At 71.0% G+C, this 23,247-nt stretch carries 18 protein-coding genes; 8 read left to right on the top strand and 10 right to left on the bottom strand.

Annotated elements, in window-relative coordinates; translation table 11 throughout:
- Positions 1 to 239 precede the first annotated feature (239 nt).
- On the bottom strand, positions 240 to 671 hold the full coding sequence (locus IB242_RS07865; protein ID WP_192279211.1) for an OsmC family protein: 432 nt from the start codon (positions 669 to 671) through the stop codon (positions 240 to 242).
- 813 nt (positions 672 to 1,484) lie between these two features.
- Here IB242_RS07865 and fusA point away from each other — a divergent pair.
- On the top strand, positions 1,485 to 3,542 hold the full coding sequence (fusA, locus tag IB242_RS07860; protein WP_192277915.1) for an elongation factor G: 2,058 nt from the start codon (positions 1,485 to 1,487) through the stop codon (positions 3,540 to 3,542).
- A gap of 547 nt (positions 3,543 to 4,089) precedes the next feature.
- Here the strand turns inward: fusA and IB242_RS20830 are convergent.
- The 6 genes from IB242_RS20830 to IB242_RS07830 all read right to left on the bottom strand — a co-directional run bounded on the left by IB242_RS20830 (position 4,090) and on the right by IB242_RS07830 (position 12,492).
- Entirely contained in the window at positions 4,090 to 5,541 is a 1,452-nt protein-coding gene (locus IB242_RS20830; protein WP_192277914.1) for an ATP-binding protein, read from the bottom strand.
- Positions 5,542 to 6,153: 612 nt separating this feature from the next.
- Positions 6,154 to 7,083 carry a DMT family transporter gene (locus IB242_RS07850; protein WP_192277912.1) on the bottom strand — a complete coding sequence of 310 codons (930 nt, stop codon included), beginning with the start codon at positions 7,081 to 7,083 and terminating at the stop codon, positions 6,154 to 6,156.
- 298 nt (positions 7,084 to 7,381) lie between these two features.
- On the bottom strand, positions 7,382 to 8,161 hold the full coding sequence (hutG, locus tag IB242_RS07845; protein WP_192277910.1) for an N-formylglutamate deformylase: 780 nt from the start codon (positions 8,159 to 8,161) through the stop codon (positions 7,382 to 7,384).
- Between the two features lie 239 nt (positions 8,162 to 8,400).
- Positions 8,401 to 9,789 (bottom strand): glutathione-disulfide reductase, encoded by a 1,389-nt coding sequence (gorA, locus tag IB242_RS07840; RefSeq protein ID WP_192277909.1) that lies wholly within the window; start codon positions 9,787 to 9,789, stop codon positions 8,401 to 8,403.
- The gene (locus tag IB242_RS07835; protein ID WP_192277907.1) at positions 9,786 to 11,036 is read right to left on the bottom strand and encodes an FAD-dependent oxidoreductase; all 1,251 of its coding nucleotides are present in this window, start codon (positions 11,034 to 11,036) and stop codon (positions 9,786 to 9,788) included. The genes gorA and IB242_RS07835 overlap by 4 nt, the downstream gene beginning before the upstream one ends.
- A gap of 202 nt (positions 11,037 to 11,238) precedes the next feature.
- The gene (locus IB242_RS07830; protein ID WP_192277905.1) at positions 11,239 to 12,492 is read right to left on the bottom strand and encodes a DUF418 domain-containing protein; all 1,254 of its coding nucleotides are present in this window, start codon (positions 12,490 to 12,492) and stop codon (positions 11,239 to 11,241) included.
- Positions 12,493 to 12,597: 105 nt separating this feature from the next.
- On the opposite strand from IB242_RS07830, the gene dnaE reads away from it, so the two are divergent.
- The 4 genes from dnaE (at position 12,598) to IB242_RS07810 (ending at position 18,967) form a co-directional block, all read left to right on the top strand.
- Entirely contained in the window at positions 12,598 to 16,179 is a 3,582-nt protein-coding gene (gene dnaE, locus IB242_RS07825) for a DNA polymerase III subunit alpha (RefSeq protein ID WP_192277903.1), read from the top strand.
- A gap of 33 nt (positions 16,180 to 16,212) precedes the next feature.
- Complete coding sequence (locus IB242_RS07820; RefSeq protein WP_192277901.1) at positions 16,213 to 17,109, top strand: hypothetical protein; 897 nt, start codon at positions 16,213 to 16,215, stop codon at positions 17,107 to 17,109.
- Positions 17,110 to 17,224: 115 nt separating this feature from the next.
- Complete coding sequence (locus tag IB242_RS07815; protein ID WP_192277899.1) at positions 17,225 to 18,184, top strand: acetyl-CoA carboxylase carboxyltransferase subunit alpha; 960 nt, start codon at positions 17,225 to 17,227, stop codon at positions 18,182 to 18,184.
- Between the two features lie 33 nt (positions 18,185 to 18,217).
- A complete protein-coding gene (locus tag IB242_RS07810; protein WP_192277897.1) occupies positions 18,218 to 18,967 on the top strand; it encodes a tetratricopeptide repeat protein in 750 nt (249 codons plus the stop codon).
- 69 nt (positions 18,968 to 19,036) lie between these two features.
- On the opposite strand, the gene lepB is transcribed toward IB242_RS07810, so the two are convergent.
- Positions 19,037 to 19,630, bottom strand: coding sequence for a signal peptidase I (gene lepB, locus IB242_RS07805; protein WP_192277895.1), 594 nt, complete (start codon positions 19,628 to 19,630; stop codon positions 19,037 to 19,039).
- A gap of 80 nt (positions 19,631 to 19,710) precedes the next feature.
- On the opposite strand from lepB, the gene tilS reads away from it, so the two are divergent.
- Genes tilS through IB242_RS07790 form a run of 3 tightly spaced genes read left to right on the top strand, consistent with a single transcriptional unit; the run spans position 19,711 to position 22,202 of the window.
- Entirely contained in the window at positions 19,711 to 21,051 is a 1,341-nt protein-coding gene (gene tilS / locus IB242_RS07800; protein ID WP_192277893.1) for a tRNA lysidine(34) synthetase TilS, read from the top strand.
- A 31-nt stretch (positions 21,052 to 21,082) separates the two neighbouring features.
- Complete coding sequence (locus IB242_RS07795; RefSeq protein WP_192277891.1) at positions 21,083 to 21,337, top strand: exodeoxyribonuclease VII small subunit; 255 nt, start codon at positions 21,083 to 21,085, stop codon at positions 21,335 to 21,337.
- Complete coding sequence (locus tag IB242_RS07790) at positions 21,327 to 22,202, top strand: polyprenyl synthetase family protein (protein ID WP_192277889.1); 876 nt, start codon at positions 21,327 to 21,329, stop codon at positions 22,200 to 22,202. Before IB242_RS07795 ends, IB242_RS07790 begins: the two co-directional genes overlap by 11 nt.
- Positions 22,203 to 22,245: 43 nt before the next feature.
- Here the strand turns inward: IB242_RS07790 and IB242_RS07785 are convergent, their stop codons facing one another.
- Positions 22,246 to 22,659 carry a DUF4870 domain-containing protein gene (locus IB242_RS07785; protein WP_192277887.1) on the bottom strand — a complete coding sequence of 138 codons (414 nt, stop codon included), beginning with the start codon at positions 22,657 to 22,659 and terminating at the stop codon, positions 22,246 to 22,248.
- Positions 22,660 to 22,834: 175 nt separating this feature from the next.
- Positions 22,835 to 23,212, bottom strand: coding sequence for a DUF4870 domain-containing protein (locus IB242_RS07780; protein WP_192277885.1), 378 nt, complete (start codon positions 23,210 to 23,212; stop codon positions 22,835 to 22,837).
- Between the last annotated feature and the right edge of the window lie 35 nt (positions 23,213 to 23,247).

Genomic DNA, 23,247 nt, shown 5'->3' with positions numbered 1-23,247 from the left:
CCCCCCCTTTTCGGGGGACCGCGACTGCCATCTGGCCGGTGTGTGCGGAACCTCGGCGGCATGGCGGTCGCGGCTGGGGCCGCTCCTACAGAGGTCTGCTGCGCCGGCCGCTCCTGCGGAGGATCGATCGAGGCTGAGGCGTGAAAGCGCAAACGACGACGGCCGCGGGTTGCCCGGCGGCCGTCGTGGTACTGCCACTGCCCTGCCCTTGTGGGCCGGCGCGATGTGGCGCTACGCGCTCAGCCCAGCTCGGCCTCCAGGGTGATCGGCACCGCCGAGAGCGCCTTGGACACCGGGCAGTTCTGCTTGGCGTCGTCGGCGATCGCGCGGAACTTCGCCTCGTCGATGTTCGGGATCACCGCCTTGGTCTTCAGGCGGATGGCCGACAGGGTCGGACCGCCTTCCATCGACAGGTCCACATCGGCGCGGGTATCGATGCTGGTCGGCGGGAAGCCGGCCTCGGTCAGCTTGGCCGACAGCGCCATCGTGAAGCAGCCGGCGTGGGCCGCGGCGATCAGCTCTTCGGGGTTGGTGCCCTTCTCCTCGCCGAAGCGGCTGTTGAAGCCGTAGCGGGTCTTGTCGAGCAGGCCGCTCTGCGGGGTGTCCAGCAGGCCCTTGCCGCTCTTGAGGTCGCCTTCCCAGTGTGCGTGTGCGGTGCGCGAAATGCCCATGGTCGTCATGTTCCCGGGGTTGGAATGGAGTCGGTCACACTAGCCACGCGAGTGTTAGCCCACCGTGGCGGGCGCGCATCCCACGAATGGGGGAACGGCTGCCCGGCACGCCGCTCCTGCTGCGTCGGCCTCGGCCGGCTGACCTTGCGCTGCAGAGAGGACGCATCAGCTGCAGCGGGCCCGCACAAGTGAAGTGCGCGCAACGCCTTGCCTGACGAACAGCCCTTCGCGCGTGGCTGCCTGGCCGGCGCTGACGGGCAAGTTTCTCCCTTCCCCCCGAGAAAGCGGACGTCCTCGGCAGCGAAGCCCCGAAACCGCGATGCCGGCACAGGTGCCGCGTGGGCGGAGCGTGCGGGGCGGTAACGCGCACGGCGCTCACCTCGCTCCGGCCGGGGCGAGGTGGAGCCGCAGTTGGAAGAGCCCGGCCGGGCCACCGGTGGACTGCGCCCGGGATCAGGGGCGTTTGCGATGCGGGCGCTGCCCGGCCGTCGCACCGGCGCAGCACCCGCCCTTGTGCGTCGCAACGTGCCTGCCAGGGGGAACGCGCTAAGGTGGCGGTCCGCCATGACCGCCCGCCGGGTTCACCCCGTCCGGGAAGCGGCCCGCTCCGGACAGCCATGACGGCCCCCAGCGCCCTTGCGCGACGCTGGTGCGGGCCGCGCCGGGCCGGCGCGCGGGGGCAGACCACGGCAGGCGGCGCTCAGGGGATGCCGCCATGCCCTTCCCCGTTCCCGCCCGACACGCCGCAGGCCTTCCGGTCTGCCGCCCGCCTGTCGCGCATGGGCCTCTCACCAGACAACGGGAGACGGCCTCATGTCCTACGGTACCCACGACATCCGCAACATGGCCCTGGCGGGCCACCCCGGCGCCGGCAAAACCACGCTGTTCGAAGCCCTGCTGCATGCCGGCGGCGCCCTGACCACGGCAGGCAGCATCGAGCGCGGCACCACGGTGTCGGACTTCGATCCGATGGAGAAGGCGCGCGGCCACTCGATGGACATCGCCATCGCCAGCATCGACCAGGCGGTGGACGGCCATCCGGTGCACATGAACCTGATCGACACGCCCGGCTACCCGGAATTCCGCGGCCCGGCGTTGGCGGCGCTGGCGGCGGTGGAGACCGCGCTGCTGGTGGTCGATGCCGACACCGGCGTCGAGCACGGCACCCGCCGGCTGATGGCGCGCGCCCGCGAACGCGGCCTGTGCCGGGTGCTGGTGGTCAACAAGATCGACCATGAACATGCCGACTGCCGGCGCGTGCTCGCGCAGTTGCAGGACACCTTCGGCAACGCGGTGCTGCCGCTGAACCTGCCGATCGAGGGCGGGCTGGGCGTGATCGACTGCTTCGCCAATGCCGAGGGCTGCTCCGACCTGGGACCGGTGTCGGTGTGGCACCAGCGCATCATCGACCAGGTGGTCGAGATCGACGGCCTGCTGATGGAGCGCTACCTGGAGGACGGCGAGGACGGCATCCCCGCCGCCGCGCTGCACGACGCGTTCGAACGCTGCCTGCGCGAGGGCCATCTGCTGCCGGTGTGCTTCGCCTCGGCGCGTACCGGCGTGGGCGTGCAGGCGCTGCTGCACGTGGCGCGCACGCTGCTGCCCGACCCCACCGAAGCCAACCCGCCACTGCTGCGCCAGGGCAACGGCCACGGCGGCGCGCCGCTGGACACGCATGCCGATGCCGACGACCACGTGATCGCCGACGTGTTCAAGGTGGTCAACGACCCCTTCGTGGGCAAGCTGGGGGTGTTCCGCGTCTACCAGGGCACGATCCGGCGCGACACGCAGCTGTTCGTCGACGACGGCAGGCGCGCGTTCAAGGTGGGCCACCTGTTCCGGCTGCAGGGCAAGGAGCACGCGGAAATCGAGCAGGCCGTGCCCGGCGACATCGCCGCGGTGGCCAAAGTGGAGGACGTGCATTTCGACGCGCTGCTGCACGACAGCCACGACCAGGACCACGTGCACCTGGCGCCGGTGGCGTTTCCGAAGGCGATGTTCGGCCTGGCGGTGCAGGCGGCCAGCCGCGGCCAGGAGCAGAAGCTGGCGCAGGCGCTGGGAAAGCTCGCCGACGAGGATCCGGCGTTCCGGGTCGAGCACGATGCCGAGCTCAACGAGACGGTGATCCGCGGGCTCTCCGAGCTGCACCTGCGGGTGATGCTGGAGCGGCTGAAGACGCGCTTCGGCGTGGAGGTGACCACCCATCCGCCGCGCATCGCCTACCGCGAGACCATCTCGCAGCCGGCCGAGGGCCACCACCGCCACAGGAAGCAGAGCGGTGGCGCCGGCCAGTTCGGCGAGGTGCTGCTGCGGATCGAACCGCTGGAACGCGGCGCCGGTTTCGTCTTCGTCGATGCGGTGAAGGGCGGCACCATCCCCGGCCAGTTCATGCCGGCGGTGGAGAAAGGCGTGCGCCAGGTGCTGGCCTCGGGCGCGGTCTCAGGCCACCCGCTGCAGGACGTGCGCGTGACCATCCTCGACGGCAAGCACCATGCGGTGGACAGCAAGGAGATCGCCTTCGTCACCGCCGCGCGCAAGGCCTTCCTCGATGCGATCGCCAAGGCCGGGCCGCTGGTGCTGGAACCCATCGTCGACCTGGAGGTGGTCGCGCCGGAAGCGCAGCTGGGCGATGTCACCAGCAATCTGTCGGCCAAGCGTGCGCGCATCACCGGCACCGGGGGCGATGGCGGCGAGACCGTCGTGCATGCGCAGGTGCCGCTGTCGGAACTGGGATCCTTCGCCGCCGAGCTGAAGTCGCTGACCGCCGGGCGCGGCCGCTACAGCATCGACTTCAGCCACTACGAGCCCGTCCCCGGCAACGTGCAGCAGAAGCTGGTGTCGGCGTGGCAGCCGAAGGGAGGCGACGATTGAGGCGATGACCGCATCGACGTGACATGAGGGCACGGGGCTGCCCGCACCTGCGGCGCAGCCAGGCCAGCGCATCGCAGGTGCGGGCTGCGTCGCCGCCCGTGCAAGCGGCGCGCTCCTGCGCGACCACCGTCGCCATGCGGACGCATCGATACGACGTCTGGCATGGCGGTCGGCCTCGAGCGGCCTCCTACAGGAGTCTCCAGACGCGAGGGCCGGCAGGACTGCGCATGGATGCGAACACCGTCTTCCCCTCTCGTCCAAACGCCCCACCGGGCTGGTCGTCGCCACCACTGCAACTCCACATGACACCTGTGATCCAGCGCAGCGCACCCGCCTCCATTCCACGCCACCAGCGCGCCGTCAGGAGCGTGCCCGAACGCGACCGCCATGGCTCGGCCGCAGCGGAGGCATCAGGCATGGCGGTCGCAGCCCAGGCAGCTCCCACGCCGCGCACATGATCCGGCGCATGGCACCACGCCCGCCCGTTCGGCGATGAAGCAATCGCAAGGACGTCGTGTCGGCTCCAGTCAGCGCACGTGCCCCTCGATCACGCGTCCGAAAGACCATCGGCCTTCATCATCGGCAGGCGCAGCCGGAACGTGCTGCCCTGCCCCGGCATGCTGTCGACCGCGATGTCGCCGCCGGCCTGCACGATCAGGTCGTGCGCCACCGACATGCCCAGGCCCGTGCCCTCTCCGGCCGCGCGGGTGGTGAAGAACGGCTCGAAGATCCGTTCGCGCACCTCGGCGGGCATGCCGTGTCCGGTGTCGGCCAGCACCAGTACCGCCCAGGCGTCATCGCGCGCCACGCTGATGCCGAAGCGGCCGCCGCCGGGCATGGCCTGGCCGGCGTTGGCGGCGATGTTGAGCACGATCAGTTCGAGCTGGCTGCGGTCGAAGCGGATCGGCAGCGGCGCGTCGCCGGTCGCGATCTCCAGCGCCACGCCCGGATCGAACAGCTGGCGCAGCATCGGACGCATGGCCTCGATCACCTGGGCGGCATCGAACACCTCCGCGTGCGCGTCGTCCAGCCGGCTGAAGCTGAGCAGTTTCTGGCTGACCGCCTGCGCGCGACGCGCCGCCGACTCGATGCCGTCGAAGGCCTCGACCGCCGCTGCCTCCACGCTGTGCCGGCGACCCCGCCGCGCATAGCCGAGCACCAGGCCCAGCAGGTGGTTGAAGTCGTGGGCCAGGCCGGCCGCCAGGCGCCCGACCGCATCGACCTTCTGCGCATGCACCAGCTGGGTCTGCAGCGATTCGCGCCGCTGCATCTCGCCCTGCAGCTGCAGGTTGCTCTGCGCCAGCGCATCACCGCGCTCGGTGGCCAGGCGCAGGCTCTCGCGCAGGGCCGCCACGCTGCGGTCGATCACCACCGCGACGAACAGGAAGACCAGGCACTGGATCACCCAGCCGACCATCAGGTCGCCCCGGCTGAAGGGGTCGTTGCCGCGCCGGATGTCGGTCCAGGTCCCGAGCGCGAACGCCACCATCAGCCACAGGTAGAGCGCCCACAGCGCACGGCGTCCGAGCAGCAGGCCGGCCATGACCAGCCAGACGCTGATCAGCGGAAGCTCGTGGCTGCCCGATCCCATGCCGTTGGCGACATTGGTCAGCAGCACGATCAAGGCCACCAGCGACAGCACGATGCCCACCGCGAGCCGGAACCGGCCACGCCGTACCAACCACCACGCGAAGAACGCCAGCGCGGACAGGGCCAGACCGCTGGCCATCGCCACGTACTCCTGGTCGCGCATCGGCACCGCGACCGCCAGCAGGCGGTAGCCCCAGAGCAGCGGCGGCAGCAGGGCCAGCAGTCCCAGGATGATCTGCAGCATCGGCGCGTTGCGCCGGTCGACCGGGTCGCTCACCGGCACCGCGCGCAGCCAGCGCAGCGGCGCCTGCGCGACGGCGGACAGACGAGCCGGCGTCCGCCCGGCATCCACTTCGTGATTCACATCGTGCCCGCTGGTCCGCTCATGCCGGCGGATGATGGCGTGCACCTGCGATGGATATGCTCTCGCAGACTCGCCGATGCTCACGCTTCCTCACACACCCTCCGACGGGTCCGGACGCGTTGGCGCTGCGTGCCGGCGGACGTCGCGCGCGCTTTGCCCGACAGCGGTCGCGGTGCTGCCGCCTGCACACACGGAGCCGCCACGGGCGGACATGTCAGTCCGCAGGTTCGGTGATCCCGGCCTCACTCTGAATGCTGTCGCGGGTGCTGCCTCACCCGCAGCAACAAACGGTGATGGACCGACGCACCCGACAGCCACCGCCGAGAACGGTATTGCACCGACGTGCTGCACAACCGGCCCGCATCCGTACCGGCAGCCTTGCGCGATCGCGCCATCGCGCCTGACCGCAGCCACGCACCCGGCGCGATGCTTCGCCGACCACGTCATCTGTTATCGGTCAGCATTCCGATTGCCGGGCGCGTGCAGACCGCGCACCGCCCCGGCACGTGGCCGGCACGTCACTGTGACCAGATCGATGCGACCCACGGCGCGGGCGCAGCGGCGTAACGCCACGCACGCCGCGCAATGGCTTCGTGCCGCATGTGCCTCCGCGCGAAGCACGCGCGGGGCGCGTGCTACAGGCAACGCGCCCCGTGATCAGCCAGCGCGCCTGGGTGCGCGCGTCACCAGCATCACGCCGGCCAGCACCAGCACGGTGCCGGCAACCTGCCAGGGTCCCATCGGCTCGCCGAGCAGCAGCAGGCTCAGCACGATGGTCGAGACCGGGCCGAGCATGCCGATCTGCGCCGCCATTCCCGAGCCCAGCCGCGCCACGCCCAGCATGACCAGCAGGACCGGCACCACGGTGCACAGCGTGCCGTTGAGCAGCGACAGCCAGTACACCTCGTGCGGCAGCTGCAGCGCCGTGAGCGGGCGCAGCAGCAGAAACTGGCCGATGCACAGCACGCTGGCCACGCTGCTGGCGTAGGCGGTGAGCCGCACCGGCCCGACCCGGGCGACCAGTTCGCCGCTGCCGACCAGGTAGATCGCGTAGGCCAGCGCGCTGCCGAACACCAGTGCGCCGCCGATCGCGATGCCTTCGCCACCGGTCTGCAGGTCGTGCCCGAAGGCCAGCGCCACGCCCAGGTAGCTGACCACGAGCGCGATCAGCTGCACCCGGCCGGGCCGGCGCTTGAACACCAGCACGCCGATCAGCAGCACGAGCGTCGGGGTCAGGTAGAGGATCAACCGCTCCAGCGTGGCGGTGATGTACGCCAGCCCGGCGAAGTCGAGGAAGCTGGCCAGGTAGTAGCCGAAGAAGCCCAGCCCGACGATGCGCAGCCGGTCGCCGCGCGCCAGGGGCTGCGCCGACCTGCGTGCCGCCCAGGCGCCCATCAGCAGGAAGAACGGAAACGCCACCAGCATCCGCAGCGCGAGCAGGGTCACCGCATCGGTGCCATAGCGGAAGCCGAGCTTGACGATGATCGCCTTGCCGGAGAACAGGATCGCGCCGAGGGCGGCCAGTGCGATGCCGCGCAGATCCGCGTGCGTGCCACCGCCAGGGGCGATACCGGCGGAGCGGCTCATCGCCGGCTCCCGCGCAGCGCGTGGCCGACGCCTGCGCGTGGCGCGGTCGCTGCGTCCGGGTGCGGCAGGTGGAACGCCGGGCCGTGGCATGCGTCCCGCACCGCGGAGCGGGAGCCGGATGTCCCGCGCGAGGCGTCGCGCCCTGCATCGGTGACGGCAATGAAGGCGTACCGCGTGGTGGCCGGGCCGGGGAGCTGCTTCACGTCTGATCGAACCTGTGTCGGCGTCCGCGTCGCGGACCGCCACGATGCGCATGCATGACCCTCGCCGCCGCCCGAGGCGGCAGCGCAGGTCGACCTCAGCCCAGTGCCGCCTGCAGCAGCGGCCGCAGCACGGTGTCCTGCAGCGCGCGGGCACGCTCGGGCAGGTAGTCGAAGCTGTACTCGTCCATGTAACTGTGCTGGGCCAGTTCCAGCTGCACGGCTTCCACGCCGGTTTCGGGCACTCCGTAGTGGCGGGTGATGTAGCCGCCCTTGAAGCGCCCGTTGACCACGTGGCTGTAGCGGTCCTGCGCGGCCAGCACCGCTTCCAGCCGCTGCTGCAGCGCCGGCGTGCAGCTGGCCCCGGCCGCCGTGCCGAGGTTGAGCTCCGGCAGCGCGCCCTCGAACAGGAACGGCACGCTGCCGCGGATCGAATGTCCCTCCCACAGCACCACGCGGCCATGCTCGCCGCGGATGCGGGCCAGTTCGGCATCGAGCGTGTCGTGATACGGCCGCCAGTAGCGTTCGACGCGCTGCGCGATCTCGTCCGCGTCCGGCGCCTGGCCGTCCAGGTAGACCGGCTCGCCACTGAACTGGACCAGCGGACACAGACCGGTGGTGTTCTGCCCCGGATACAGCGAGACGTCGTCCGGCGGCCGGTTCAGGTCGATCACGTAACGCGAATGGCGCGGCACGAGGATCGAAGCCCCCAGCTCGCGGGCGAACGCGTACAGCGTGGAGACGTGCCAGTCGGTATCCGGGGCGCGACGCGCGTCGTCAGTGAGCCGCGGCAGCAGCTCTTCGGGCAGCGCCGACCCGTCGTGTGGCAGGCTGATCAGCAGCGGCGCGGTGCCCTGGTGCAGGGTGTAGATGTCCATGCGCGCATTGTACGCCGCGCGTCGCGGCGACCGGCCCGCCACGCCCTCAAGGCTGACGTAGGCCTCACCATGCGTGGAAGCAAGGGTCCGACCGCCGCGCGGCGCCATCGGGCCCGGTGGATCTTCTCCGCTGCATGGCGGCGGCCGCTGCATGGAGCGAAGGAGCGCACGGGCCATGGAAGCGCCGACCATCGATCGCGGATTCCCGGCGTTGCAGACGTACGCCGCCCTGCCGACGCTCAGCGCATCAGCACCACTTCCTCGGCCGAGGTCGGGTGGATGGCGACGGTGCGGTCGAAATCGCGCTTGGTGGCGCCCATCTTCAGCGCCACCGCGAAGCCCTGCAGGATCTCGTCGGCGCCCTCGCCCAGCAGGTGCAGGCCGACCACGCGCTCGTCCTCGCCGGCGCAGATCATGCGGAACACGCTGCGCTGCGGCGAATCGGCCAGCACGTGCAGCATCGGCCGGAAGTTGCTCTCGTACACGCGCACGCTGTCGCCGTGCAGCTCGCGCGCCTTGGCCTCGCACAGGCCGACGGTGCCGACCGGCGGGTGCGAGAACACCACGGTGGGCACGTCCGCGTAATCGAGCCGGGCGTCGGGCTTGCCGCCGAACAGGCGATCCATCAGCTGGCGCGCAGCGGCGATGGCCACTGGCGTCAGCGCCAGCTTGCCGTTGACGTCGCCGACCGCGTGCACGCCCTCGACGCTGGTGTTCTCGTACGCGTCGACGACGACCTCGCCGTGTTCGCCCAGCGCCACGCCGGCTTCCTCCAGGCCCAACCCGTCGCTGTTCGGCCGGCGGCCGGTGGCGAACAGCACCGCGTCGAACACGTCGCCCTCGCCGGCCGCGTCCGGCGACGGGGTCTTGTGGCGCAGGCGCACGCGCCCGGCGCCGGCCTGCTCCAGCGCCTGCAGCTGATGGTCGAAGTGCAGGCGCACGCCATGCTGGCGCATGTCCTCGCCGAGCTGGATCGCCAGTTCGGCATCGAAGGCCTGCAACAGGCGTGGCCCGCGCACGAACATCGAGACATGGCTGCCCAGTGCCTGCAGCACGCCGGCCAGCTCGACGCCGATGTAGCCACCGCCGACCAGAGCCACGCGCTGCGGTGCGCGGCGCAGGTCGAAGAAATCGTCGGACACCAGACCCAGCTCCGCGCCGGGCAGCGCGGGCCGCTGCGCGCGGGCGCCGGTGGCGATGAGCACCCGGCCGGCGCGCAGGCGCACGCCGGTGCTGGTGTGCACGGTGTGCGCGTCTTCCAGGTGGCCGCGACACGGCATCAGGGCGATGCCGGCCTCGTCCATCCGCTTGCGGTAGCTGACGTGCACGTTGGCGATGTAGCGCTCGCGGTGGGTGATGAAGGTCGGCCAGTCCAGCTGCGGGCGCTCCACGTCGAAGCCGAGGTCGGCGGCCATCGTCATCTTGGTGGCGAGGTCGGCGGCCAGCCACATCGCCTTCTTCGGCACGCAGCCCAGGTTGACGCAGGTGCCGCCCAGCGCGTGCGGCTCGAGCAGCGCGACACGCGCGCCATGGGCGGCGGCGCGGAAGGCGCCGGCCATGCCGGCCGAGCCGCCGCCGAGCACGACCAGGTCGTAATCCACCCGCGGCAGGGACTGGCTGTCGTTCATCGGAAACGCTCCACGCGATAGGGGAAGGGATCGACCGCGGGCGGACGCCCGGTCACCAGGTCGGCCATCAGTTGTCCCGTCGCCGTGCTCATGCTGATGCCAAGCATGCCGTGCCCGGCCGCCAACCAGACGTGAGGATGGCCCGGCACGCGGCCCAGCACCGGCATGTCGTCCCAGGTCATCGGCCGCCAGCCGTACCAGCGTTCCAGCACCTGGTCGCCGATCGGCTGGTGCAGATGCTCGCGGGCGGCGCGCTCGAGCGCGGCCAGGCGCACCGGGTTGAGCGTGGTGTCCAGGCCGGCGAACTCCATCGTGCCGCCGAGCCGGAATCCGCTCTCCCAGGCCACCGCGAACACCGAGCGGTCCTTCAGCACCAGCGGCCGTCGCGGCGCCAGCGCCGGCCGCGTGCTGGTGATCGAATAGCCCTTGCCCGGCTGGATCGGCACGCGCACGTCCAGCGGCTTCAACAGCGCCGGACTCCAGGCGGCCATCGCGACGACGGCCTCGCGGGCATGGACCGGACCACTGGCGGTATCCACGCGCACGCCGTCGGCATCGGGCCGCAGCGACGACGCGCAGCGCTGCGTGTCGATCGCGCCGCCACGCTCGCGCACCGCGCGCGCCAGACTGTCGACGTAGCGCTCCGGGCGCAGGACCGCGTCGTCGGCGAAGCGGATCGCGCCGACCACACCGGCGCGCAGCGCCGGCTCCTGGCGCAGGTAGTCCTCGCCGCCGATCACCTCGGTGGCGATGCCCAGCGCATCGAGCGCGGCGCATTCGGCTGCGTGCCGCTCGAAGTTGCGGGCATCGCGGAACACGTAATCCAGGCCGTCATGGCGGTACTCGCAGTCCAGCCCATAGCGCGCGATCCAGTCGACCAGGCGCACCCGCGCGTCGTTGAGCAGGGCCGCGCGGCCGCGGGTGCTTTCCAGCCAGTCGCGCGGGTTGCAGCGCGCGGCGAAACGCCACAGCCAGCGCCACAGCGCCGGATCGATGCCGGGCTTCATGTACAGCGGCGCGTCGGGCGAGAGCATCCAGCGCAGCGCGCGCAGCGGCACGCCGGGCGCGGCCAGGGGCGGCGCGTGGCTGGGCGTGATCGTGCCGAGATTGCCATGCGAGGTGCCGCCGCCGATGGTGCCGGCCTCCAGCACACGGACCCCGCGACCGGCCTCCAGCAGCGCCAGGGCGGTGGACAGGCCGATGGCGCCGCCACCGAGGATCAACACATCGTCGCGGGGGGAATTCACCCGCCGATTCTAGGGCGCTGCGGCCTCGTCCCGGAAGCGCGAAACCCTGCGACCCGCATGGCCGGGCACGCGCGGCGCCCGATGGCGGCTTCCGACGACCACCAGCGGCGGCACGACGACGCGATCGCCGCGACCCGGACGATGGCGGCTGCGGCCTGCCGCGAGTGCCGGCAACGGACGCGACGCGTCGCGCCGGCGGACCTCAGGCCGGAGATGGCGCCTCGCGCCGCATCGGCTGCGCCTTCAGGTAGGTCAGCGTGCGCCACAGCCATTCGGCCGGGCCGAAGCGGAAGCGTGCCAGCCACCAGCGGCTGACCAGCACCTGCACGGCGAACAGCGCCACGCAGAACGGCACCTGCCACGCGCGCGGCAGCTGCTCGAAGTAGCCCAGGCCATAGCCGAAGAAGATCCAGGTGCAGACCAGCGACTGCATCAGGTAGTTGGTCAGCGCCATCCGCCCGGCCGGCGCCAGCCAGGCCAGCAGCGGCGCGAGCGCAGGCACGCGCAGGCCGCGCACCACCCAGCCCATGTAGCCCAGCATCATCAGCACGCCGGCGATCATGCCCAGCCCCATGCCCAGGCCCTGGGCCAGGGTGAAGCTGTCGAAGGCCTGGGTCGGTTCGATCCCGAACGACAGCCCCATCAGCGCCAGGCCCAGCGGCAGCGCGCCCCAGCGCAGCCAGGCGTAGAGCCGCTGGAACTCCTGCGGCGCCCGGATCGCCCCGCTCTTCACGAAGGCGCCACCGAGCAGGAACATGCCGAACAGCAGCGGCGCCAGCAGCGGCAGGTTGGCCATCATCACACCGGTGTCGCGGGCGCGCTGCACGGTGGCCTCGGCGAAGGTGCCGCTGCCATAGGCCTGGCGCTCGGCCTCGAGCATGTCCAGCATCAGCCTGCCCTGCGTGGCCAGCGCCTTGTTGAACTCGTCCGCACCGTCGGGCGCCAGCGACATCATCCAGAACAGCAGGCCCAGGCCGACCATCATCGCCGGCGTCACCAGCGCGGCCAGCACGCCCAGCCAGGCCAGCCAGCGCGCGTTGGCGGGCCGGAACGCCAGCAGGAAGAACGAGAGGATGGCGTACGACAGCAGCACGTCGCCCGGCCAGACCAGCAGCGTGTGGAGCAGACCGAAGCCGAGCAGGACCAGCCCGCGGCGCCAGTACACTCCGGCGAACGGCCGGCCGACGGCCTCGGCGCGCGCCGACATCACCGCGAAGCCCATGCCGAACAGCAGCGAGAACAGCGGGAAGAACTTGCCCTGGACGAAGAAGTAGATCAGTCCGTCGGCGATCCGGTCCGCGCCGGTCAGGTCGGGGTCGAAGCCGGACATCGAGCCGAACAGCGGCCCTGCCATGCCCTCGATGTTCATCAGCAGGATGCCGAGCAGCGCGAACCCGCGCAGCACGTCCAGGGTGGCGATGCGCTGGTCGGAGGCCAGCGGCTGCAGATCGGTCATGTGCGGTCCCTGCGGTGAGTCCAGCCGGGCATTTGAACACGGCCGGTGCGGATGCAGGAACGTCAAGCCTTGTCCGCCCCATGCCCCGCCGGTAACCTCCCCGCGATGTCAGGGTTCGTCCACCTCCACGTCCACACCGAGTATTCGCTTGCGGACTCGACCATCCGCGTGCCCGAGAAGCCCGACCAGGCCGATCCGGCCAAGGCCAAGCAGGCCAACCTGCTGAGCCGCGCGGTCGAGCTGGGCATGCCGGCGCTGGCCGTCACCGACCTGAACAACCTGTTCGCGCTGGTCAAGTTCTACAAGGCCGCCGAGGCCGTGGGCATCAAGCCGATCGCCGGCGCCGACGTGATGCTGGCCGCACCGGACCAGACGCCCACCCGCCTGACCCTGCTGTGCCGCGACCGCGAGGGCTACCTGAGCCTGTCGCGGCTGCTGACCAAGGCCTGGATGGAAGGCCACCGCAACGAAGGCGGCGTGGCCGTGCGCCCGGACTGGCTGCGCGAGCACCACGGCAGCCTGTTCGCGCTGGCCGGCCGCGAGAGCCTGGCCGGCCGCCTGTTCGCCGAAGGCCGCCACGACCTGGCCGAGCAGCAGCTGGCCGACTGGCAGCGCCTGTTCGGCGACGGCCTGCATCTGGAGCTGACCCGCACCGGCCGCGACGGCGAGGAGGCGTTCAACCGCTTCGCCCTGCACGCGGCCGGAAAGCGCGGCCTGCCGGTGATCGCCAGCAACGACGTGCGCTTCCTGCAGAGCAGCGACTTCGACGCCCACGAAGCGCGCGTGTGCATCTCGTCCGGCCGCGTGCTGGACGACCCCAAGCGCCCGCGCGACTACAGCGTCGAGCAGTACATGAAGTCGGGCGAGCAGATGCGCGAGTTGTTCGCCGACATCCCCGACGCGATCGACAACACGCTGGAGCTGGCCCGCCGCTGCAACCTGGAAATGCGGCTGGGCACCTACTTCCTGCCCGACTACCCGGTGCCGGACGAGGAGACGCTGGACAGCTGGATCCGCAAACAGTCCCGCGAGGGCCTGGACGCGCGCCTGAAGAAGAACCCGCTGGCCGAGGGCAAGAGCCGCCAGGACTACGTCGACCGGCTCGAGTTCGAGCTCGACACCATCATCAAGATGGGCTTCCCCGGCTACTTCCTGATCGTGGCCGACTTCATCCAGTGGGGCAAAAGCCAGGGCATCCCGATCGGCCCGGGCCGCGGCTCGGGCGCCGGCTCGCTGGTGGCCTGGGCGCTGCAGATCACCGACCTCGATCCGCTGCCCTACAACCTGCTGTTCGAGCGGTTCCTCAACCCCGAACGCGTGTCGATGCCCGACTTCGACATCGACTTCTGCATGGACCGCCGCGACGAGGTCATCGACTACGTCGCGCGCAAGTACGGGCGCGAGCGCGTCAGCCAGATCATCACCTACGGCACCATGGCCGCCAAGGCGGTGGTGCGCGACGCCGGCCGCGTACTGGGCTTCCCGTACGGCCTGGTCGACAGCGTCGCCAAGCTGATCCCCAACATCCTCGGCATCACGCTGAAGGACGCGATGGGCGAAGGCAAGGACAGCGAGATGGCCTCGCCCGAGCTGATCCAGCGCTACGGCAGCGAGGACGACGTCCGCGACCTGATGGACCTGGCCCGCCAGCTCGAGGACCTGACCCGCAACGCCGGCAAGCACGCCGGTGGCGTGGTGATCGCGCCCGAGCCGCTGGCCGAGTTCTGCCCGCTGTTCGCCGAACACGACGAGGACGGCCGCGGCCGCAATCCGGTCACGCAGTTCGACAAGAACGACGTCGAAGAAATCGGCCTGGTGAAGTTCGACTTCCTCGGCCTGCGCACGCTGACGATCATCGACTGGGCGGTGAAGGCGATCAACGAGCGCCACACCCGCGCCGGGATCCCGCCGGTGGACATCGCCGCGATTCCGCTGGACGACACCGCCACCTACAAGCGCATCTTCGCCAACGGCAACACCGGCGCGGTGTTCCAGTTCGAATCCTCGGGCATGCGCCGACTGCTGAAGGACGCGCGCCCCGACCGCTTCGAGGACCTGATCGCGCTGGTGTCGCTGTACCGGCCGGGTCCGATGGACCTGATTCCTGACTTTAACGCGCGCAAGCACGGGCAGCAGGAGATCATCTACCCCGACCCGCGCACCGAGGCCATCCTGGCCGACACCTACGGCATCATGGTGTACCAGGAGCAGGTCATGCAGATGGCGCAGATCGTCGGCGGCTACTCGCTGGGCGGCGCTGACCTGCTGCGCCGCGCGATGGGCAAGAAGGTGCCGGCCGAAATGGCCAAGCACCGCGAGATCTTCCGCGAGGGCGCGGCCAAGGACGGCGTCGACCAGGCCAAGGCCGACGCGATCTTCGACCTGATGGAGAAGTTCGCCGGCTACGGCTTCAACAAGTCGCACGCCGCCGCCTACGCGCTGGTCAGCTACCAGACCGCCTGGCTCAAGTGCCACTACCCGGCCGAATTCATGGCCGCCACGCTGTCATCGGACATGGACAAGACCGACAAGGTGGTCGGCTTCCTGGACGAGGCGCGCGGGCTGGGCCTGACCCTGCTGCCGCCGGACGTGAACCACTCGGCCTTCATGTTCGTCGCCACCGGCGCCGACACCATCCGCTACGGCCTGGGCGCGGTGAAGGGCGTCGGCCAGGGCGTGTGCGAGTCGATCATGCAGGCGCGCGCCGATGGCGACGAATTCGCCGACACCTTCGACTTCTGCAAGCGGGTCGACTCGACCAAGCTCAACAAGCGTGCGCTGGAAGCGCTGGTCAATGCCGGCGCGCTGGACGCGCTGGGCCGCAACCGCGCCTCGCTGATGCTGCAGATCCCCGAGGCGATGAAGGCGGTCGACCAGCTCAACAAGAACCGCAACGCCGGCATCTTCGACATGTTCGGCTCGTCCAGCGGCGGCGGCGACATCCACGTCGAGCTGCCGCAGACCGACGAGTGGCCGCTGTCGCAGCGCCTCACCGGCGAGCGCGAGACGCTGGGCCTGTACCTGAGCGGGCATCCGTTCGATCCGTACCGCGACGACGTGCGCGACATGATCGGCTTCGACCTGTCGGCGCTGGACCGGATCCTGGCGTCGCAGCAGCCGCGCCGCGGCGGTGGCGACGAGGGCGGCGAGCGCCGCTGGAAGCCGGAGGTGCTGACCACCCTGGCCGGCCTGGTCGTGGGCGTGCGCCGCAAGGGCGACAGCCAGGTGTTCGTGCAGCTCGAGGACGGCCGCGGCCGGGTCGAGTGCAGCGCGTTCTCCGATGCGATGAACGAGTTCGGCCATCTGATGACCCGCGACCGCGTGCTGATCATCAAGGGCGGCCTGCGCGAGGACGAGTTCAACGGCGGCTACAGCCTGCGCATCCGCCAGGTCTGGGATTTCGAACAGATCTGCGCCGACCATGCGCAGCGGCTGTCGCTGCGCGTGGACCTGCGCGACCGCCAGGCATGGAAACGCGTGGAGGCGCTGCTGGCCAGCCACCGTCCGGGCCGCACGCCGCTGCGGCTGGACCTGCTGGTCGGGTCGGAGCAGGGCCCGGTAGCCGGCATGCTCGACCTCGACGGCACCGCCTCGGTGCGGGTCGGCCAGCCGCTGCTGGACGGCCTGCGCGGCGACCCGGCAGTGCGCACGCTCAAGGTCAAGTACGCCCCGCCCTGGGTGCAGTGACCCACGCTTTCCCCCCGCAGGAACCTCCCCCGCATGAAGCATCTCTTCGCCGTGGCCCTGGCCGCGCTGGCGCTGGCCGGCTGTCGGCCCGGATCGGTCGATTTCGAGATCGACAACCCCACCGCCGCCCCGCTGACGCTGGCCATCGACGGCCGCGACTACACCGTGCCGGCCAACGGCAGCACGCCGGTGAGCCTGCCGCCCGGCGCGCACACGCTGCGCAGCGACGCGCTGGGCGAGGTCGACTTCATCGTCTACGCCAAGGGCCGCGGCGGGCTGATCAACCCGACCCTGGGCGAGTACCTGACCATCAACGAGATCTACGTCACCGGCGAGGACAAGCTGCGCAACTTCGGCAGCATCGACGCCGAGGTCGAGCTCGACGGCGTGGTCTTCCAGGGGCCGTTCACCAGGCGCCAGGCACTGTTCATCGACAAGGACTGGACCTTCGGCGTGCACGAGCCCTTCCCGGACGTGCAGACGGTGGCCCACGTCGACGCCAGCGGCGGCCGGATCAACCGCAAGGTGTTCACCGCCCAGGCCTTCATCGACTACGTGGAAGCCGGCGCCGGCCAGCCCGGCGCCTACCTGCGCCAGAACCCGGACGGCTACCGGGCGCCGCAGGCCGTGCTGGAACCGGCACCGGCCACCCTGCCGCCGTTGCATCCGACCTACGAGGCCCATGCCGGCGCGCTGCGCGAGGTCTACGCCAGCTACCTGCGGGCCACCGATCCGGCCGAGCAGCAGCGGCTGCAGCAGGCCAGCTTCGACGCGCTGATGGCCATGACCTCGGCCACCGCGACGCTGGGATCGGGCCTGGGCGCGCAGGACAACCAGGGCTACAACGACTTCGTGCACCGGCATGGCGAGCTGATGGGCAGTTCCGCCCTGGTCCCGCCGCCCGCCGCGGCCGCAGCCGCCACGCCCTGAGGCGCGTGTGGCGCGCCCGGCGCCGCTGCGCTACCGTCGCCCTCCACACGAGGGCGTACGGGTCTGTCCGGGACGTTCGGCTACACTTCTCCCCTTCATTTTCTGACGGCTTCCGATGAATCCGAACTACCTCGACTTCGAGCAGCCCATCGCCGATCTGGAAGCCAAGATCCAGGAGCTGCGCAGCGCAAGCGCCGGCCCGGCGGTCAATGTCGATGCCGAAGTGCACGCGCTGCAGGACAAGCTGCGCCTGCGCACCGCGCAGATCTTCCGCAACCTCAGTTCCTGGCAGGTGCTGCAGCTGGCCCGGCACCCGTCGCGCCCGTACACGCTGGATTACATCCGCATCTTCTGCGACGAGTTCCAGGAGCTGGCCGGCGACCGCGCCTTCGCCGACGACAAGGCGATCGTCGGTGGCCTGGCCCGCATCGACGGCCGCCCGCTGATGCTGATCGGCCACCAGAAGGGCCGCGACACCAAGGAAAAGGTCAAGCGCAACTTCGGCATGCCCAAGCCGGAGGGCTACCGCAAGGCGCTGCGCCTGATGAAGATGGCCGAGCGTTTCGGCCTGCCGGTGCTGACCCTGATCGACACCGCCGGCGCCTGGCCGGGCATCGACGCCGAGGAACGCGGCCAGTCCGAAGCCATCGCCCGCAACCTGCTGGAGATGGCCGAGCTGAAGGTGCCGGTGATCTGCACCGTGATCGGCGAAGGCGGCTCCGGCGGCGCGCTGGCGCTGGGCGTGGGCGACCGCACGATCATGCTCGAATACAGCGTGTACTCGACCATCAGCCCGGAGGGCTGCGCCTCGATCCTGTGGAAGGACGCAGGCAAGGCCAAGGACGCGGCCGAACAGCTCGGCCTGACCGCGCCGAAGCTGCTGGAGCTGGGCCTGGTCGACAAGGTCCTGCGCGAGCCCACCGGCGGCGCGCACCGCAACCCGGTGCAGATGGGCCGCCGCCTGAAGGCCGTGCTGATGAACGAGCTGGACGCGCTGGAGAAGCTGCCGGTCGAGGAACTGCTGGCCCGCCGCTACGCGCGCCTGCACGGCTACGGTGCCTACGAAGCGGCCTGATCGGCCGCGACACCTCCCGATACGGATATCCCGATGGCGCCGTTCCTGCTCCTGTCGCTGATCCTGCAGGTCGCCTGCGGCGTGCACGTCGTCCGCACCGGGCGGCCGCTGTACTGGCTGTTCATCCTGCTGCTGTTCTCGTACATCGCGGTGCTGATCTACTTCATCGCCGAGATCCTGCCCGAACTGCGCAACAACCCGGCTGCACGCCGGGCCGCACGCCGCGCGCGCGCGCATGTCGATCCGGGCCGCGAGCGCCGCCAGGGCGAACGCCAGCTCGGCCTGGCCGACACCGTCGAGAACCGCCGCCTGCTGGCCGAGCAGTGCCTGCAGGAAGGCGACTTCGCCCGTGCCGAGGAACTGTTCAGCGCCTCGCTCAAGGGCCTGTACCGCACCGATCCGGACCTGATGCTCGGGCTGGCGCGGGCGCAGCACGGCCAGGGCAAGCCGCAGGCCGCGCGCGACACGCTCGATGCGCTGATCGCCGCCAATCCCGGCTTCCGCTCGATCGACGGCCACCTGCTGTACGCGCGTGCGGTCGAGGACCTGGGCGACACCGCCGCGGCCCTGCACGAATACGAAACCGTGGTGCAGGGCTATCCGGGCGAGGAGGCGCGTGCGCGCTATGCCCTGCTGCTCCGGCGCAGCGGCGATACCGAGGCCGCGCGGCGCCTGTTCCAGGAAATCCTGGACCGTGCCGACCTGCAGCAGAGCCACTACCGCCGCGCGCAGAAGGAATGGATCGCGCTGGCGCGCAGCGAACTGGCCAGCCTGCGCGGCTGAGTTCCCGTCTACGGCCGCGATCGCGGCCCCGCACGTGGCGGGCTGCACCGAGGCGGCGACGCGGCGCTTCTAGCGCTTGACTGCGTCCTGGCCGGCCTCGGACCGGGGTCCGGGCCGGCGCAGCGCGCCGACCACCCGCCCCATCAGCCGGTCTTCCTCGATGACGCCCATCCTGCGCCCATCCAGGCTGTTGTCGCGGTTGTCGCCCAGCAGCAGGTAATGGCCGCCGGGCACGGCCAGTTCGGGCAGATGGCGCGAGTACGGCGTCGTCGCCCGCGTCCGGCGCACGTGCGGTTCGTCCAGCGGCCGCCCGTCGGCCAGGACCACGCCGTCCTCGATCGCGATGCGCTCGCCCGGCAGGCCGACGATGCGCTGGATCCATGGATCGCCGTCTTCCGGCGAACGGAAGATCACCACGTCGCCCCGCTGCGGCGTGCGCCGGTGGCGGTCGCCGGCACGCATGACCACGATATCGCCCGGCTCGAACGTAGGCGCCATCGACGACGACGGAATCCGGTAGGGCGCGTGGCCGACGATGCGCTGGCGCGGATCGGGCGAATCGGCGCCGAACGGATTGAGCGCGTACAGCAGCACGGCCAGCAACGGCAGCCCCACGCAGGCCGCCATCAATCCACGTACCAGCCAGCGTCGCCAGGTCGGCATGCGCGCATCTGCCCGTGTCGAGTCGAAGGAGATCGGATGATCCCACGCCACACGTGAGCGGCGCCGCTACGATAGCGGCCATGTCCGACGACCTGCACCTTCCCGAACTTCCTGGCGACGCCACCGGCCCGGTGCTGGTCGGCTTCAGCGGCGGACTCGATTCCAGCGTCCTGCTGCATGCGCTGGCCGCGCAGCCGGCACTGCGCGCGCGCGGCCTGCAGGCGCTGCACGTGCATCACGGCCTGCAGCCCGACGCCGATGCCTGGGCCGCGCATTGCCAGCGCCAGGCGCTCCGGCTCGGCGTGCCGCTGAAGGTCGTGTCGGTCGACGTGCGCCGCGACAGTGGCGAAGGCCTGGAAGCCGCCGCCCGCCGGGCCCGCTACCACGCCTTCGCCGAGGCGCTGGGCGCGGACGGCGTGCTGGTCACCGCGCACCACCTGGACGACCAGGCCGAGACCTTCCTGCTGCGTGCGCTGCGCGCCTCCGGCGTCGACGGCCTGGGGGCGATGCGTGGCTGGCGCCGCTTCGCCACGGGCTGGCACTGGCGCCCGCTGCTGGATCGCGCACGCGCCGAGCTCCAGGCCCATGCGCACCGGCACGGACTGGAGTGGATCGAGGATCCCAGCAACGCCCGCACCGACGCCGACCGCAACTTCCTGCGCCACCAGGTGCTGCCGCTGCTGGCCGGGCGCTGGGCGCAGGCGCCGGCCGCGCTGGCGCGCAGCGCCGCGCTCAGCGCCGAGGCCGCCGCCCTGCTGCACGACGGCGACGCCGACGCGCTGGCCGCCTGCCACGGCGGTGCGCCCGACCTGCTGCGGGTCGGCGCGCTGATGGCGCTGCCGGCCGCGCGACGCGCACGCGTGCTGCGCCTGTGGACCGAACGCCTGGGACTTCCGCCGCTGCCGGCCAGCGGCGTGACCGCGGTCGAGGCCACGCTGCTGCAGGCACGCGCCGACGCCGAAGCGCGCCATGCTTGGTCCGACGCGGCGATCCTGCGCTGGCGCGACCTGCTGCACGCCTGCCGGCCGCGGCCGGTGCTGCCGCAGGAGTGGCAGACCTGGTGGGACGGACGCGCGGCCCTGCCGCTGCCGGACGGCGCGCGCCTGCGGCTGGTCGCCCGCGACGGTGCCGCCGCCACGCCGGCGTTCGATGCGCCGCTGCGCGTGCATGCACGCCAGGGCGGCGAGCGCATCCGCCTGCCCGGCCGCACCCACCGCCACGTGCTGAAGGACCTGCTGCTGCAGCATGCGATTCCGCCGTGGCAGCGCCAGCGCCTGCCGCTGCTGTCGAACGCGCAGGACGAACTGCTGGCCGCAGGCGACCGCATCGTCGCCGCCCCGCTGCAGGCGTGGCTGGATGCACGGGCGCTGGCGCTGCGCTGGGAGCCCGATCCCTCGCCACGCACGGCCGCCGCGCATTGACCCCCCACGAGCACGCCCGCACACTTCACACATGTCGAAAAAACCCTCCCCCAACGCCTCCCCCGTGGCCCAGTTCGAGCAGTCGCTGGACGAACTCGAACAGCTTGTCGAGAAGATGGAACACGGCGAGATGAGCCTGGAGGATTCGCTGGCCGCTTACGAGCGCGGCGTCGGCCTCTACCGCAGCTGCCAGACCGCGCTGGAGCAGGCCGAGCTGCGCGTGCGCCTGCTGACCGATCCCGACCAGCCAGACAGCGCCCAGCCGTTCGCCACCGATGGCCAGTGAGCCGTTCGCGCGCTGGGCCGCGCGCACCGAAGCCAGCCTGCAGTCGCTGCTGCCCGATCCGGCGCAGGCGCCGTCGCGCCTGCATGCGGCGATGCGCCACGCCACCCTCGGCGGCGGCAAGCGCATGCGTCCGCTGCTGGTCTACGCGGCCGGCACCCTGCTCGGCGCCGACGAGGCCACGCTCGATGCGCCGGCGGTGGCAGTCGAGCTGGTGCACGCCTATTCGCTGGTCCACGACGACCTGCCGGCGATGGACGACGACGATCTGCGCCGCGGCCAGCCGACCGTGCACGTTGCCTTCGACGAGGCCACCGCGATCCTCGCCGGCGACGCGCTGCAGACGCTGGCGTTCTCCGCCCTGGCGCGCAGCGATGCCGGCGCCGCGCTGCGCGCGGACTGGGTGCTGGCGCTGGCGCAGGCCTCCGGCGCCGCCGGCATGTGCGGCGGCCAGGCCCTGGACATCGATGCGACCGGCCAGCAGCAGACGCTGGAACAGCTGCAGCGCATGCACGCCCTCAAGACCGGCGCGCTGATCCGCGCCTCGGTGCGGATGGGCGCGCTCGGCGGCGGTGCCGACGCGGACACGCTGGCACGGCTGGACCGCTTCGCCGATGCGCTCGGACTGGCGTTCCAGATCCGCGACGACATCCTCGACGTCGAGGCCAGTTCCGAACAGCTGGGCAAGACCGCCGGCAAGGACGCGGCGCAGGCCAAGTCGACCTACCCGGCCCTGCTCGGCATGGAGGGCGCCCGCTCGCGTCTGGATGCGCTGGCGCAGGACATGCGCACGCTGCTGCAGCCGTTCGGTGAAGCGGCGGCCGCGCTGGCCGCCCTGGGCGAACTGACGGTGCGGCGCTCGCACTGACCACGGCATCCGGCATCGCCGGATGCCGCGGCCACCGACCTTCCTACTTCACCAGCCGCAGGGTCATCGGATAGCGGTAGGCGACGCCGTCGTTGGCCTTCACACCGGCCACGATCGTCAGCACCAGCCACAGCAGCGCCAGCAGCAGGCCCAGCGGCGCGGTGAGCAGGATGCCGATCCCGAAGGTCATGAACGTCACCGCGAACAGGGCGACGGCGATCAGGGCCAGGGTGATGTTGAAGTTCAGCGCTTCCTTGGCCTGCTCGGCGGCGAAGCCCGGCGTGTCCTTGCGCACCAGCCAGATCACCAGCGGACCGACGATGTTGCCCACGCCCCCGGTGAACAGGCCGGTGAGCGAGGCCAGGTGCGCGAACATGCCCCACTGGCGCTCCTCGGCGGCGATCGCGTGCATCGGCACGGCAGGCGGCGGTGGGGTGACCGGATCGAATTCGCTCATCGGATGACCTCCTCGTTGCGGGTCGGATCCCGTGCCGGGATCCTCGCGATCGAGCATACGCCGGCGGACGGCGCGCCCGCGCATGACCAACGTCACCCGCACCGACGGCAGGGATGCGCGCAAAAGAAAAGGCCCGGTCGCCGACCGGGCCTTTCTTCGTCGCAGTCGCTGGGCCTTACTTGATCAGGCGCAGCGCGAACGGATAGCGGTAGGCCTCGCCCTTGTTGGCGGCCAGACCGGCGATGATGCTGAAGATCACGCAGCAGATCCAGGCGACGAAGTTGATCAGCGCGCCGATCAGGATGACGCTGAGGATCATGCCGACCACGTACACCAGCAGCAGGGTGATCTGGAAGTTCAGCGCTTCCTTGGACTGGTCGTTGAGGAAGGCCTTGTCGGTCTTGTCCTTGTTGATCAGCCACACGATCAACGGAACGATGAAGCCCAGGATGATGCCCGACAGATGCACGAGCATCGCGACGGTGCGGTCGTCGTTGGGCGCGCCGGCGGCCGGTGCGGGCGGGGGCGTGGTGGCGTTGTCGAACTCACTCATCTGCAATCCTTATCCGATGTTTTCTTTGGGTGGTG

Origin of the sequence: Xanthomonas sp. XNM01 (assembly GCF_014851915.1) — a bacterium.
Taxonomy (GTDB): domain Bacteria; phylum Pseudomonadota; class Gammaproteobacteria; order Xanthomonadales; family Xanthomonadaceae; genus Pseudoxanthomonas.
Note: the sequence above shows the minus strand (reverse complement) of the source record. Positions and strands in the feature narration are given on the sequence as shown.